This window comes from Pseudomonas sp. XWY-1, from assembly GCF_002953115.1.
Taxonomy (GTDB): Bacteria; Pseudomonadota; Gammaproteobacteria; order Pseudomonadales; family Pseudomonadaceae; genus Aquipseudomonas; species Aquipseudomonas alloputida.
Map to the genome: position 1 here is coordinate 320,667 of NZ_CP026332.1, position 12,779 is coordinate 333,445.

General features: G+C 61.8%; 10 protein-coding genes and 1 pseudogene. 8 read left to right on the forward strand and 3 right to left on the reverse strand.

The window, feature by feature from the left end:
• Positions 1 to 441 precede the first annotated feature (441 nt).
• A complete protein-coding gene (locus PRJ_RS01475) occupies positions 442 to 1,296 on the forward strand; it encodes an RHS repeat-associated core domain-containing protein (protein ID WP_256597965.1) in 855 nt (284 codons plus the stop codon).
• 43 nt (positions 1,297 to 1,339) lie between these two features.
• On the opposite strand, the gene gbcA is transcribed toward PRJ_RS01475, so the two are convergent.
• Positions 1,340 to 2,632 (reverse strand): glycine-betaine demethylase subunit GbcA, encoded by a 1,293-nt coding sequence (gbcA, locus tag PRJ_RS01480; protein WP_014589386.1) that lies wholly within the window; start codon positions 2,630 to 2,632, stop codon positions 1,340 to 1,342.
• Positions 2,633 to 2,927: 295 nt separating this feature from the next.
• On the opposite strand from gbcA, the gene gbcB reads away from it, so the two are divergent.
• Entirely contained in the window at positions 2,928 to 4,028 is a 1,101-nt protein-coding gene (gene gbcB / locus PRJ_RS01490; RefSeq protein WP_014589387.1) for a glycine-betaine demethylase subunit GbcB, read from the forward strand.
• A gap of 108 nt (positions 4,029 to 4,136) precedes the next feature.
• Here the strand turns inward: gbcB and PRJ_RS01495 are convergent, their stop codons facing one another.
• Complete coding sequence (locus PRJ_RS01495) at positions 4,137 to 5,762, reverse strand: methyl-accepting chemotaxis protein (RefSeq protein ID WP_003255688.1); 1,626 nt, start codon at positions 5,760 to 5,762, stop codon at positions 4,137 to 4,139.
• Between the two features lie 266 nt (positions 5,763 to 6,028).
• Here PRJ_RS01495 and PRJ_RS01500 point away from each other — a divergent pair, with 266 nt between their 5' ends.
• From PRJ_RS01500 to PRJ_RS30585, 4 genes and pseudogenes are all read left to right on the forward strand, one after another.
• Entirely contained in the window at positions 6,029 to 6,259 is a 231-nt protein-coding gene (locus PRJ_RS01500) for a hypothetical protein (protein ID WP_003255686.1), read from the forward strand.
• The gene (locus PRJ_RS01505; protein ID WP_003255684.1) at positions 6,256 to 6,558 is read left to right on the forward strand and encodes a cell division protein ZapA; all 303 of its coding nucleotides are present in this window, start codon (positions 6,256 to 6,258) and stop codon (positions 6,556 to 6,558) included. The genes PRJ_RS01500 and PRJ_RS01505 overlap by 4 nt, the downstream gene beginning before the upstream one ends.
• A gap of 398 nt (positions 6,559 to 6,956) precedes the next feature.
• Positions 6,957 to 7,985 (forward strand): annotated as a pseudogene (gene mcpH / locus PRJ_RS30580) (methyl-accepting chemotaxis protein McpH); the annotation flags it as partial.
• Between the two features lie 159 nt (positions 7,986 to 8,144).
• Positions 8,145 to 8,849 (forward strand): methyl-accepting chemotaxis protein, encoded by a 705-nt coding sequence (locus tag PRJ_RS30585; protein WP_370688745.1) that lies wholly within the window; start codon positions 8,145 to 8,147, stop codon positions 8,847 to 8,849.
• A gap of 34 nt (positions 8,850 to 8,883) precedes the next feature.
• On the opposite strand, the gene PRJ_RS01520 is transcribed toward PRJ_RS30585, so the two are convergent.
• Positions 8,884 to 9,924: a low specificity L-threonine aldolase gene (locus PRJ_RS01520; RefSeq protein WP_104960629.1), complete on the reverse strand. Its 1,041-nt coding sequence runs from the start codon at positions 9,922 to 9,924 to the stop codon at positions 8,884 to 8,886.
• Positions 9,925 to 10,248: 324 nt separating this feature from the next.
• Here PRJ_RS01520 and PRJ_RS01525 point away from each other — a divergent pair, with 324 nt between their 5' ends.
• Positions 10,249 to 11,502: a serine hydroxymethyltransferase gene (locus PRJ_RS01525; protein ID WP_003255681.1), complete on the forward strand. Its 1,254-nt coding sequence runs from the start codon at positions 10,249 to 10,251 to the stop codon at positions 11,500 to 11,502.
• A gap of 15 nt (positions 11,503 to 11,517) precedes the next feature.
• Positions 11,518 to 12,768 (forward strand): sarcosine oxidase subunit beta family protein, encoded by a 1,251-nt coding sequence (locus tag PRJ_RS01530; protein ID WP_003255680.1) that lies wholly within the window; start codon positions 11,518 to 11,520, stop codon positions 12,766 to 12,768.
• Positions 12,769 to 12,779 lie beyond the last annotated feature (11 nt).

The following is a 12,779-nucleotide window of genomic DNA, read 5'->3' on the forward strand; positions in this document are numbered from 1 at the left end:
CACGGAATCTGTTCGCCAAGGTGTGGATAAATTGTTGGTGCATGGCTGGAAGCCTTATATAACGGCGCTTACACGGTTTAGATCATAAAATGATCAGCTTCCCTTGGCATCGCCTGATGCGGGCATGCTGCTTTTTGCCAGGATTTTCCCACAATCTCTGTGAGCCGGTCTGTGGATAATCTGTTTGATACCGGCTGTAGGCCCCGCCGTTCCTGTCTTCGAGTGCTTTGATCAGAAAACAGCCAATCGGGGCTCACACACGCTTGAACCCTGAGGGCAGGTAAAAATTCAGGATCACCTGAGTCAAAACCTGTGAATAAGTACCAAGAACCTATCATTTCTATCAGTTAGCAGTCCTGTTTCAGGCGAGTAGAATGAGCGATCACTATCGGCTGAGCGTTCATCATGCATGGCATGCTGCAACCCGTTATCCCTACCCACATGGGCGGGATTCCAAGGTCGTATTCAGCATACGGGGCCTATGCTGGTGCAAGAAATATTGCCTTCGCCGGGCAGATGGTCGATCGCCTGACGGGTTGCTATCACCTGGGCAATGGCCGGCGAACCTACAACCCTGTGCTGATGCGCTTTCACTCTGCCGACTCACTCAGCCCTTTCTCGGAGGGTGGGCTGAATGCCTATGCCTACTGCGGTGGCGACCCGATCAACCGGGTCGACCCCAGTGGCGCCGTCCCGGCCATCCGGTCCGCCCGCCCCCAGGTCGACGTGATTAGCCCGGCGATCAGTGGCATAAGCATGTTTTCAAGTTCGGTGACGCTGGGCGGGGCTATCGCGCGAACGGCCAGAAACGTGGTCGCCGACTTGCAAAGACCGCATTCCGGTCCGGAATATACCGCGCCGAGCCTAAGATCCCGGATTGGTAATACTAGCCTTTTCTACACAGGAGTAATGGGGGTTGCAGGCACCGCAATGAGCGGAGTCGAACAAGGGTGGATTGGTAATGTACTGACCAGTCACGGCCGTCGCCTGGGGCTGGGCAACGCAATTGGGAACATCAGCGGTGGCTTGTTCTCCAACGCCGAGGCGGCACAGGCTGTGTGGAGGGGGGTAGGACAGCCCGGAGTGTCGGGGGTAAGGGTAGCCTGGGAGACATTCTATGAAGTCACCGGTGTGCGCATGGTTGTCGAAGGGGCTTCGTACGTGTGGGGCAGAGGCATGGCACTAGGGGCCAGGATCGCTTCGGCAGGTCGAGCAGCTGCGGATGCGTGGCGTCGCTGGGGTACTGAACCCAGTGCGCCGCCTCCGTCTCCGAATCGGGACATAAGGCGACCATAAACCAACTGGCACGGCAATTTGCCGTGCCAGTGGGTGGTACGGGTTACTGCGCCTGCACTTCCTTCAGATACGGCGCAGGCTCTGCTCCCAGGTTGTTCAGTAGCCGCCCGCTGTACCAGTCAATGAAGTTCACCACACCAAACTCGTAAGTCTTCGAATACGGGCCAGGCTGGTACGCCGTGGAGTTGATCCCGCGCTGGTTCTCTTCGGCCAGACGGCGGTCCTGGTCGTTGGTGGCGTCCCATACCTTGCGCATGTTCTCGGGGTTGTAGTCCACACCTTCGACGGCATCCTTGTGCACCAGCCACTTGGTGGTGACCATGGTCTCCTGGGCGCTGATCGGCCACACGGTGAACACGATCATGTGGTCGCCCATGCAGTGGTTCCACGAGTGCGGCAGGTGCAGGATGCGCATCGAGCCAAGGTCCGGGTTCTTGATGCGACCCATCAGCTTCTGGCAGGCCTGCTTGCCGTCCATGGTCATCGACACGGTGCCCTTGAGCAGCGGCATACGCACGATGCGGTTACGCAGGCCGTGGCTCTTGTGCAGGTACGGGATCTTCTCGGCTTCCCAGGCAGCGGCGGAGGCGGCCACATGGTCCTTGAATTCCTGGCTGGCGCGCGGGTCGTTGGTGTCGTCCCACTCCAGCAGGGTTTGCAGCAGTTCCGGGTGCGAACCGTTGCAGTGGTAGCACTCGCGGTTGTTTTCCAGCACCAGTTTCCAGTTGGCCTTTTCCATCAAGGTGGTTTGCACCGCCACCTTGGTGTTCTCCATGTCGTACGGTTCCATGTAATGGTCCAGCGTGGCCAGGAACTCGTCGATGGCAGGCGGGTTTTCCGCCAGGCTGATGAAGATGTAGCCGCCGGCCACCTTCACGTTCACGGGCTTGAGGCCGTACTGGTTCATATCGAAGTCAGCACCCATCTCGGTGCCCGCGAACAGCAGGCGGCCGTCCAGCTCGTAAGTCCACTGGTGATATGGGCACACCAGTTTGGCCACCTTGCCTTTCTCGCTGACGCACAGGCGCGAACCGCGGTGGCGGCAGACGTTGTGGAAGGCATGCACCTTGCCTTCGGCACCGCGCACCACAATGATCGGGTTCTTGCCGATCTGCAGGGTGATGTAGTTGCCCTTGGCCGGGATCTCGCAGGTCATGCCGGCGATCAACCATTCTTTATGGAAGATCTCCTGCATGTCGATCTGGAACAGACGCTCGTCGGTGTAGAAAGGCTGGGGCAGCGAGTAGGTGCGCTCGCGGGTCTGCAACATCTCGGCGGTAGCCTTGCGTGCAGGTTCAAGTGGATCGCCCAGGCTCAGGGTTGCGGTGACGTCCATCGTGTATTCCTCGGGGCCGTATGCGGCCGGCAAAAGGTGGCTAATCGTTGTTGTGGTGCCGCAAGGCTGCTTCAGATAAAACAGCTAGTTCTTTTGCCGTGGAGTGTGCGTCCGAAGACGCCGCGAACCGTATCCATGGGCGACATGGCCGATTTGAATAACGACGCGCCAGCCCTTGTGCCACGGGGCTGGTCGCGATAAGCACGTCGATGTCGCAGGCAGGAATGTGCGTCGTCTTCAGCTTGCGCATTATCGCAGCCATGAAAAGGGCCATAGTCGGCCGCTGGAGATGAACATGTCCGATACCTTCCTCAATCCGGTCACTACCCAGACCTGGGCCAACGGCCGCCACATTGTGCGCTGCGTCAAGGTCATCCAGGAGACCTGGGACGTGCGCACCTTCTGCTTCATGGCCGACCAGCCGATCATGTTCTTCTTCAAGCCAGGGCAGTTCGTCACCCTGGAGCTGGAGATCGAAGGCAAGCCCGTGATGCGGTCCTACACCATCTCCAGTTCGCCGTCAGTGCCCTACAGCTTCTCGATCACCGTCAAGCGCGTGCCGGGCGGCCTGGTCTCCAACTTCCTGCACGACACCATGCACGAAGGCCTCGAGCTGCCGGTGCACGGCCCTGTGGGCCTGTTCAACGCCATCGACTTCCCGTCGGGCAAGGTGCTGTACCTGTCGGGTGGCGTGGGCATTACCCCGGTGATGTCGATGGCGCGCTGGTTCTACGACACCAACGCCAATGTCGACATGGTGTTCGTGCACAGCGCCCGTTCGCCGAAGGACATCATCTATCACCGCGAGCTGGAGCAGATGGCTTCGCGCATCCCCAACTTCAGCCTGCACATCATTTGCGAAAAGCACGGCCTGGGCGAGCCGTGGGCGGGTTACCGCGGTTACCTGAACCAGCGGCTGATGGAACTGATCGCGCCGGACTACATGGAGCGCGTGGTGTTCTGCTGCGGCCCGACGCCGTACATGACAGCGGTCAAGCGCCTGCTCGAAGCGGTCGGTTTCGACATGGCGAATTACCACGAGGAGTCGTTCGGCGCGACGCCGGCGGAAGCCAAGGCCGATGCCGTGGAGCACGCCGAGCAGGCGGCCGATGCACCGGAGCTGGACGTTTCCGACCTCAATCTGGTGGAGTTCATCGGCAGCGAGAAGAGCATCCGCATCGCCCCGGGCGAGACCGTGCATGCGGCGGCAGCCAAGGTTGGCCTGATGATCCCGAAAGCCTGCGGCATGGGCATCTGCGGCACCTGCAAGGTGCTCAAGCTGGGCGGCGAGGTGGAGATGGAGCACAACGGCGGGATTACCGAAGAGGACGAAGCCGAGGGCTACATCCTGTCGTGCTGCAGCGTGCCGAAAGGGGATGTGCGGATCGATTACTGATCCAGTGGCCAGTCTGGATTCTTCGCGGGCACGCCCGCTCCCACAGGGTCATCGCTATCTTCAGGACTGCGGTGAACCGTGTGGGAGCGGGCGTGCCCGCGAATGCTTCTAGGTGCGGAACCGGGCTACCAGGCCATTGAGGTCTACCGCCAGGCGCGACAGCTCGGCACTCGCTGCGCTGGTCTGATGTGCCCCGGTAGCGCTCTGCACCGACAGGTCATTGATGTTCACTAGGTTGCGGTCCACTTCCCGCGCTACCTGGGCCTGCTCTTCCGCCGCACTGGCAATCACCAGGTTGCGTTCGTTGATCTGCGCCACCGCGCCGGCGATGGTGTCCAGTGCCATGCCTGCGCCCCGGGCGATGTTCAGTGTCGACTCCGCACGCTCGGTGCTGGTGCGCATCGATTCTACCGCCTCTTCCGTACCGCCCTGGATGCTGCCGATCATGCGCTCGATTTCGCTGGTCGACTGTTGGGTACGATGGGCCAATGCCCGCACTTCATCGGCGACCACGGCAAAACCACGGCCCGCTTCACCGGCCCGCGCGGCTTCGATGGCTGCGTTGAGTGCCAGCAGGTTGGTCTGGTCGGCCAGGCCACGGATCACGTCGAGCACCTTGCCAATGTCGCGCGACTGTTCTGCCAGGTGGGTAATCAGCTTGGCGGTGGCCTGCACATCACCACTCATGCGCTCGATCGCACCCACGGTTTCCATCACCAGGTCACGACCATCACCGGTGGAGCGGCTGGCTTCACTGGAGGCTTCTGAAGTGCTCACGGCATTGCGCGCCACTTCTTCCACCGCACTGGTCATTTCGGTGACTGCTGTGGCGGCCTGTTCAATCTCATTGTTCTGCTGCTGCAGGCCACGGGCACTTTCGTCGGTGACGGCATTCAACTCTTCTGCCGCCGAGGCCAGCTGGGTGGCGGAGCCGGCGATCTGCTGCAAGGTGTCGCGCAGCTTGTCCTGCATGCGCGCCATGGCGCGCAACAGCCGGGCGGCTTCGTCGGTGCCCTCTGCGCGGATGACGTGGGTCAGGTCGCCGTCGGCGACTTGCTCGGCGCATTTGAGCGCTTCTTCGATCGGCTTGACGATACTGCGGGTCAGCAGGAAAGCACAGGCGAAGGTCAGTACGGTGGCGGCAACCAGCAGGCCGATCACCAGAGCGAAAGCGCCGGCATACTGGTTGGCGGCTTTTTCGTTGGTGGCGCGAGTCTGGTCAGTGTTGATGCGTACCAAGGTGTCCATGACCTTGTTGATCTGCTCGGAGTTGGCCAGCAGGTCGCGGTTGAGCAGGTCACGCAATTCATCCAGGCGGTCGGCCTGGCTCAGTGTGCGCATGCGCGATTCCAACTGGCGGTACTGGTTGAGCAACTGACCGTACTGGTCGAATGCTGCCTGTTCGTCGGCGGCGACGATCATTGGCAGGTAGGCCTGGCGTGCACGGTCGATCTGGCTGTTGCGCTGGTCCAGCAGATCGAGGGTATCGCGTTGGGTTGCCGGCTCGCGGTTGAGCAGCAGGCGGTAGGAAAGCGTGCGCATGCGCAGGTTCAGCGCGGTGAGTTCGTCGAGGATCTTGATGCTGGGCACGCTGACTTGCTCGATGGCAACGCCCGCCTGGCGGATGTTGCCCATCTGCACCAGGGAGAAGATACCAAGGCCGAGCATCAGCAGGCCGATGAGCGCGAAGCCGAGAAGCGCGCGCGGGGCGATATTCATGTTGCGTAGGGACATGGAGAGGAGGATCCAGGCAAGTGGGGAAAGAGCGACAAAACATGACTTGCCGGGCTATCGGTCGTGACTGGCTAGTCTTGAATGCGTTCGGGGAAAATGGTGCAACCGCTGACCTTTTCCTGACCGGCGGTTGATCCAGGTCGGAACAAGGGGTCGATTACCCTGTCAATCTGCGGGTTCGACACCTTATGAATCCGATATTTAATGGCGATAGGGCGCACTTTTCTTTATCGTGTGTGCCCCTCGCAACAACCTGAGATAGACCCATGCTGGAAGCTTCCCTGAATCAAATCGAGCAACTGGTCAGCGACCTGATGCAGAAAAACGCTCAACTCATCGAGCAGAACACCGCCCTTGGCCAGGAACTGGCCCAGGCCAAGGAAGAGAACGAAACCCTGCAGCTGTCGCTGATGGAGCAGGAAGAGAAGAACGGCGCTACCGCAGCACGCATCCAGGCCCTGGTCGAGCGCGCCAGCGCGGGCGTTGTTGGCGCATGAGACTGCAGGAGCAGCCGATCAATGTCGTGTCGATCCTCGGCATCGACTATTCGATCAAGGCGCCCGAAGGCCAGGAAGAAACCCTGGCCCAGGCGGTACGGATGCTCAACAAAGCCCTTAACGAGACCAAGCGTCAGTACCCGACCTTGATCGGTGACAAACTGCTGGTGCTGGCTGCCCTTAACCTGTGCTCCAAGCAGGTTGAACTGCAGAAGGAGCATCAGCAGACCCTTGCGCGAACTCAAGCGCAGATCGACGCCACGGTGGATGCCATCGTGCGGACCATCGCTGAGCAATAAGGCCTTACACCGTCCCCCCGTAGGAGCGGGTTCACCCGCGAATGCGTCAGTGGCTTCAACATCGCATTCGCGGGTAAACCCGCTCCTACAGGCATCAGCAGACCCTTGCGCGAACTCAAGCGCAGATCGACGCCACGGTGGATGCCATCGTGCGGCCATCGCTCAACAATAAGCCCGTACACCGCCCCCCCGTAGGAGCGGGTTCACCCGCGAATGCGTCAGTGGCTTCAACACCGCATTCGCGGGTAAACCCGCTCCTACAGGGTGCATCTGATTGCCTCAGATCACTGGATTAACTGGATACGCAAGTGTATACACTTTCCGCAAAACAATAATGTGCGGGGAGTAGGGGCATGCGTATCTGGCGTAAGAGCATCCAGTTGCAATTGATCACCAGCATGGGCGCTGCCCTGCTGGCGAGCATCCTGGTGGTGGTCATTATCTTCACTGTGGCGCTGAACCGCCTCACCGACCGCTACCTGGTCGACACTGCCCTGCCAGCCAGCATCGAAGCCATCCGCAACGACATCGAGCGCATGCTGGGCCAACCGTTGGTCGCTGCCGCGGACATTGCCGGTAACACCCTGCTGCGCGACTGGCTTGCTGCCGGTGAAGATCCCGCGCAGGCACCCCAATTCATCGAATACCTGGCCGCCGCCAAACAGCGCAACCACGCCTTCACTGCGCTGTTCGCCTCGACCGAAACCGGCCACTACTACAACGAGAACGGCCTGGACCGCACCCTCAGCCGCAGCAACCCCAAGGACAAGTGGTTTTACGGTTACATCGACAGCGGCGCCGAGCGCTTCATCAACATCGACATCGATGGTGCCACCGGCGAACTGGCTCTGTTCATCGACTATCGCGTGGAAAAGGAAGGCAAGCTGGTGGGTGTGGCCGGCATGGGCCTGCGCATGACCGAGTTATCGAAGCTGATCCACGACTTCAGCTTTGGCGAGCACGGCAAGGTGTTCCTGGTGCGCAACGATGGCCTGATCCAGGTGCATCCCGATGCTGCCTTCAGTGGCAAGCGCCAGCTTGCCGAGCAGCTTGGCGCGGACGCAGCCAAAGGCGTCATGACCGGAGGCGAGAGCCTGCGTAGCAGCCGCTTCAGCCGTGACGGTGAGCGCTACCTGGCGCTGGGCCTGCCGCTGCGCGACCTCAACTGGACCCTTGTGGCCGAAGTGCCAGAGTCGGAAATTTACGCGCAAATGCATCAGGCCGTCTGGCTGACCAGCCTGATCGGTGGCGCCGTCGCGTTGGTGTCGCTGCTGTTGGTGGTACTGCTGGCGCGTGGCCTGGTGCGGCCGATCCGCCGCGTTACCGCCGCATTGGTTCAGATTGGCAGTGGAGCGGGTGATCTCAGCCACCGCCTGGACGATTCGCGTCAGGATGAGCTGGGTGACCTGGCCCGTGGTTTCAACCGCTTCCTGGACAGCCAACGCAGCCTGATCGGCGAGGTGTTGAATACCTCCGAGCGGCTGCGGCGGGCCGTGGAGCAGGTAACCCAGGTGGTGGACAACACCGCCGAGCGCTCCGGGCGCCAGCAGGAGATGACCGAAATGGTCGCCACTGCTGTACACGAGATGGGCCTGACCGTGCAGGACATCGCCCGCAATGCCGGCGATGCGGCCCAGGCGTCGCAGTCGGCACGAGACGAGGCGTTGCAGGCCCGCGAGGTGGTGCAACGATCCATTCGTGGCATCGAGGGCATGTCGGGCGACATCGGCAAGGCGGCCGATGCGGTTAGCCAGCTGGCCGACGAAGTCGCCTCGGTCGATGAAGTGCTCGCGGTAATCCGCAGCATTTCCGAGCAAACCAACCTGCTCGCGTTGAACGCTGCCATCGAGGCCGCGCGGGCAGGGGAGATGGGGCGCGGGTTCGCTGTGGTGGCCGATGAAGTACGTACGCTGGCCCGGCGCACACAACTGTCCACCGATGAAGTGCAGCAGATGATCCAGCGCCTGAAGCTAGGTGCAGGTTCGGCGGTGAGTTCAATGCAGGCAGGGCAGCAGGCGACCGGCAGTGGCGTGGAATCGAGCCAGCGCACCGGGGCATCACTGAGCGCGATTACCGACCAGGTAGAGCACATCAGCGACATGAACCATCAGGTGGCCACGGCTACCGAGGAGCAGTCGGCTGTGACCGAGGAAATAAACCGGACGGTGCAGGGGATTTCCGATTTGGCGCGTGAGACGGCGGCGGAGGTGCAAGGGTGCCGCGAGGAGTGCCAGGCGTTGCGTGGGTTGGCTGATGACCTGGCGCGGCAGATGGGTGGGTTCAGGCTCTAGATCGCCGGGGCCGCAAGGCGGCCCCAGCACTCGCTCAGCCACCAATGATCGCGCGGATATCCGCCGCCAGCTCTCGCACCCGCGCTTCTTCGGTATCCCACGAGCACATGAAGCGCGCGCCACCGCTGCCGATAAAGGTATAGAAGCGCCAGCCCTTGCCCCGCAGCGCCTCGATGGCGTGCTCCGGCATCTGCAGGAATACCCCGTTCGCCTCCACCGGGAACATCAGCTCTACCCCCGGCAGGTCACTGACCAACGATGCCAGCAGCTGCGCGCAATGGTTGGCGTGGTTGCCATGGCGTAACCAGGCGCCACCTTCCAGCAGCCCGACCCATGGCGCCGACAAGAAGCGCATTTTCGACGCCAGCTGCCCGGCCTGCTTGCAGCGATAATCGAAGTCTTCGGCCAGTTGACGGTTGAAGAACAGAATTGCCTCGCCCACCGCCATGCCGTTCTTGGTGCCGCCAAAGCACAGCACATCCACACCGGCCTTCCAGGTCAGTTCGGCCGGGCTGCAGCCCAGGAAAGCACAGGCGTTGGTAAAGCGTGCGCCGTCCATGTGCAGGTTCAGGCCCAGCTCCTTGCAGGTGGCGCTGATCGCCTTCAGCTCGTCGGGGCGGTACACCGTGCCGACTTCGGTGGCCTGGGTAATGGTCACCACGCGCGGCTTGGGGTAGTGGATATCCTGGCGTTTGAGCGCCACTTCACGAATAGACTGTGGCGTCAGCTTGCCGTTGACGCTGGCCGCTGTCAGCAGCTTGGAGCCGTTGGAGAAAAACTCCGGCGCACCGCATTCGTCGGTTTCGACGTGGGCGGTCTCGGAGCAGATCACGCTGTGGTAGCTCTGGCACAGCGACGCCAGGGCCAGGGAGTTGGCCGCGGTACCGTTGAAAGCGAAGAACACTTCGCAGTCGGTTTCGAACAGATTGCGGAAGTACTCCGATGCACGCTCGGTCCACTGGTCGTCGCCGTAGGCGCGGTCGTGGCCGCGGTTGGCTTTTTCCATCGCCGCCCAGGCTTCGGGGCAGATGCCGGAATAGTTGTCGCTGGCGAATTGTTGGCTCTTGTCTGTCATGGCACGGTCCTGTGAACGACGCAGATCAGCACTCTAAACCATCGATTCAGCACTTGCCTATACAACCCGTGCAGCGATTTCTGTTCATTACTGTGCCGGCCTCTTCGCGGGCGCGCCCGCTCCCACAATGGTCCTGCAAACGCCAATCACTGTGGGAGCGGGCGCGCCCGCGAAGGGGCCCGCATGGGCGGCACAAAGAGAATGTCGTAAACGCGCCATTGCAAGGCGTGCGCAGGCATCTGACCCGACCCCACCAGTCATAACATCGCCACAAAGGGCCACAGTGCCCCACGACAAAAAACGATCGCTGCCGGGAGATACACAATGTTCAGCAAGCAAGACCAGATCCAGGGTTACGACGATGCACTGCTGGCGGCGATGAATGCCGAAGAACAGCGCCAGGAAGATCACATCGAGCTGATCGCCTCGGAGAACTACACCAGCAAGCGCGTCATGCAGGCCCAAGGCAGCGGCCTGACCAACAAGTACGCCGAAGGCTACCCTGGCAAGCGTTACTACGGTGGCTGCGAGCACGTAGACAAGGTAGAAGCCCTGGCCATCGAGCGCGCCAAGCAGCTGTTCGGTGCCGACTACGCAAACGTCCAGCCGCACTCCGGCTCGTCGGCCAACGGCGCGGTCTACCTGGCCCTGCTGCAAGCCGGTGACACCATCCTGGGCATGAGCCTGGCCCACGGCGGTCACCTGACCCACGGCGCCAAGGTGTCGTCCTCGGGCAAACTGTACAACGCAGTCCAGTACGGCATCGACACCAACACCGGCCTGATCGACTACGACGAAGTCGAGCGCCTGGCGGTCGAGCACAAACCGAAAATGATCGTTGCCGGTTTCTCGGCCTACTCCAAGACCCTCGACTTCCCACGCTTCCGCGCCATCGCCGACAAGGTGGGCGCACTGCTGTTCGTCGACATGGCCCACGTTGCCGGCCTGGTTGCCGCTGGCCTGTACCCGAACCCGATCCCGTTCGCCGACGTGGTCACCACCACTACCCACAAGACCCTGCGCGGTCCGCGTGGCGGCCTGATCCTGGCCAAGTCGAACGAAGAGATCGAGAAAAAGCTGAACGCCGCTGTATTCCCGGGTGCCCAGGGTGGCCCGCTGATGCACGTGATCGCTGCCAAGGCGGTGTGCTTCAAGGAAGCGCTGGAGCCTGGATTCAAGGCCTACCAGCAGCAAGTGATCGAAAACGCCCAGGCCATGGCCCAGGTGTTCATCGACCGTGGCTACGATGTGGTTTCCGGTGGCACCGACAACCACCTGTTCCTGGTCAGCCTGATCCGTCAGGGCCTGACTGGCAAAGACGCCGACGCCGCCCTGGGTCGTGCGCATATCACCGTCAACAAGAACGCCGTGCCGAACGACCCGCAGTCGCCGTTCGTCACTTCGGGCCTGCGTATCGGCACCCCGGCCGTCACCACCCGCGGCTTCAAGGTCGCCCAGTGTGTGGCATTGGCTGGCTGGATTTGCGACATCCTCGACAACCTCGGTGACGCAGACGTCGAAGCCGATGTGGCGAAGAACGTCGCGGCCCTGTGCGCAGATTTCCCTGTCTACCGCTGAGTGGAGTCACACACCATGCAACGTTACTCGGGCTTCGGCCTTTTCAAGCACTCCCTCAGCCACCACGAAAACTGGCAGCGCATGTGGCGCACGCCAACCCCTAAAAAGGTTTACGACGTGGTCATTGTCGGTGGTGGCGGCCATGGCCTGGCCACGGCCTACTACCTGGCCAAAGAGCACGGCATCACCAACGTCGCCGTGATCGAGAAGGGCTACCTGGGCGGCGGCAACACCGCCCGTAACACCACCATCGTGCGTTCCAACTACCTGTGGGACGAGTCGGCGCACCTGTACGAGCACGCCATGAAGCTGTGGGAGGGCCTGTCCCAGGACCTCAACTACAACGTGATGTTCTCCCAGCGCGGCGTTTACAACCTGTGCCACACCCTGCAGGACATGCGTGACTCCGAGCGTCGGGTCAGCGCCAACCGCCTCAACGGCGTGGATGGCGAGCTGCTGAACACTGCCCAGGTTGCGGCCGAAATCCCCTACCTGGACTGCTCGAAGAACACCCGCTACCCGATCCTCGGCGCCACCGTACAGCGCCGTGGCGGCGTTGCCCGTCACGATGCCGTGGCCTGGGGCTTCGCCCGCGCTGCCGACGCCCTGGGCGTCGACCTGATCCAGCAAACCGAAGTGATCGGCTTCCGCAAGGAAAACGGCGCGGTCATCGGTGTGGAAACCAACAAAGGCTTCATCGGCGCCAAGCGCGTCGGCGTGGTCACCGCCGGTAACTCCGGGCACATGGCCAAGCTGGCCGGCTTCCGCCTGCCGCTGGAATCGCACCCGCTGCAAGCGCTGGTATCCGAGCCGATCAAGCCGATCATCGACAGCGTGATCATGTCCAACGCCGTACACGGCTACATCAGCCAGTCCGACAAAGGCGACCTGGTGATCGGTGCCGGTATCGACGGCTGGGTCGGCTACGGCCAGCGCGGTTCGTACCCGGTGATCGAGCACACCCTGCAGGCCATCGTCGAGATGTTCCCCAACCTGTCGCGTGTTCGCATGAACCGCCAGTGGGGCGGCATCGTAGACACCTCGCCGGACGCCTGCCCGATCATCACCAAAACCCCGGTCAAGAACATGTTCTTCAACTGCGGTTGGGGTACTGGTGGCTTCAAGGCGACCCCGGGTTCGGGCAACGTCTTCGCCGCGAGCCTGGCCAAGGGCGAAATGCACCCACTGGCCGCGCCGTTCTCCATGGACCGTTTCTACAACGGCGCACTGATCGACGAACACGGCGCCGCCGCCGTCGCCCACTAACCGGAGACACC

Bases quoted from the DNA above. Each gene is read 5' to 3' on its own strand.
- PRJ_RS01505 (WP_003255684.1), top strand. From the start codon at position 6,256: ATGAGACTGCAGGAGCAGCCGATCAATGTCGTGTCGATCCTCGGCATC.
- gbcB (WP_014589387.1), top strand. From the start codon at position 2,928: ATGTCCGATACCTTCCTCAATCCGGTCACTACCCAGACCTGGGCCAAC.
- PRJ_RS01520 (WP_104960629.1), bottom strand. From the start codon at position 9,924: ATGACAGACAAGAGCCAACAATTCGCCAGCGACAACTATTCCGGCATC.
- PRJ_RS01525 (WP_003255681.1), top strand. From the start codon at position 10,249: ATGTTCAGCAAGCAAGACCAGATCCAGGGTTACGACGATGCACTGCTG.
- PRJ_RS01530 (WP_003255680.1), top strand. From the start codon at position 11,518: ATGCAACGTTACTCGGGCTTCGGCCTTTTCAAGCACTCCCTCAGCCAC.
- PRJ_RS01500 (WP_003255686.1), top strand. From the start codon at position 6,029: ATGCTGGAAGCTTCCCTGAATCAAATCGAGCAACTGGTCAGCGACCTG.
- gbcA (WP_014589386.1), bottom strand. From the start codon at position 2,632: ATGGACGTCACCGCAACCCTGAGCCTGGGCGATCCACTTGAACCTGCA.
- PRJ_RS01475 (WP_256597965.1), top strand. From the start codon at position 442: ATGGGCGGGATTCCAAGGTCGTATTCAGCATACGGGGCCTATGCTGGT.
- PRJ_RS01495 (WP_003255688.1), bottom strand. From the start codon at position 5,762: ATGTCCCTACGCAACATGAATATCGCCCCGCGCGCGCTTCTCGGCTTC.
- PRJ_RS30585 (WP_370688745.1), top strand. From the start codon at position 8,145: ATGGGCCTGACCGTGCAGGACATCGCCCGCAATGCCGGCGATGCGGCC.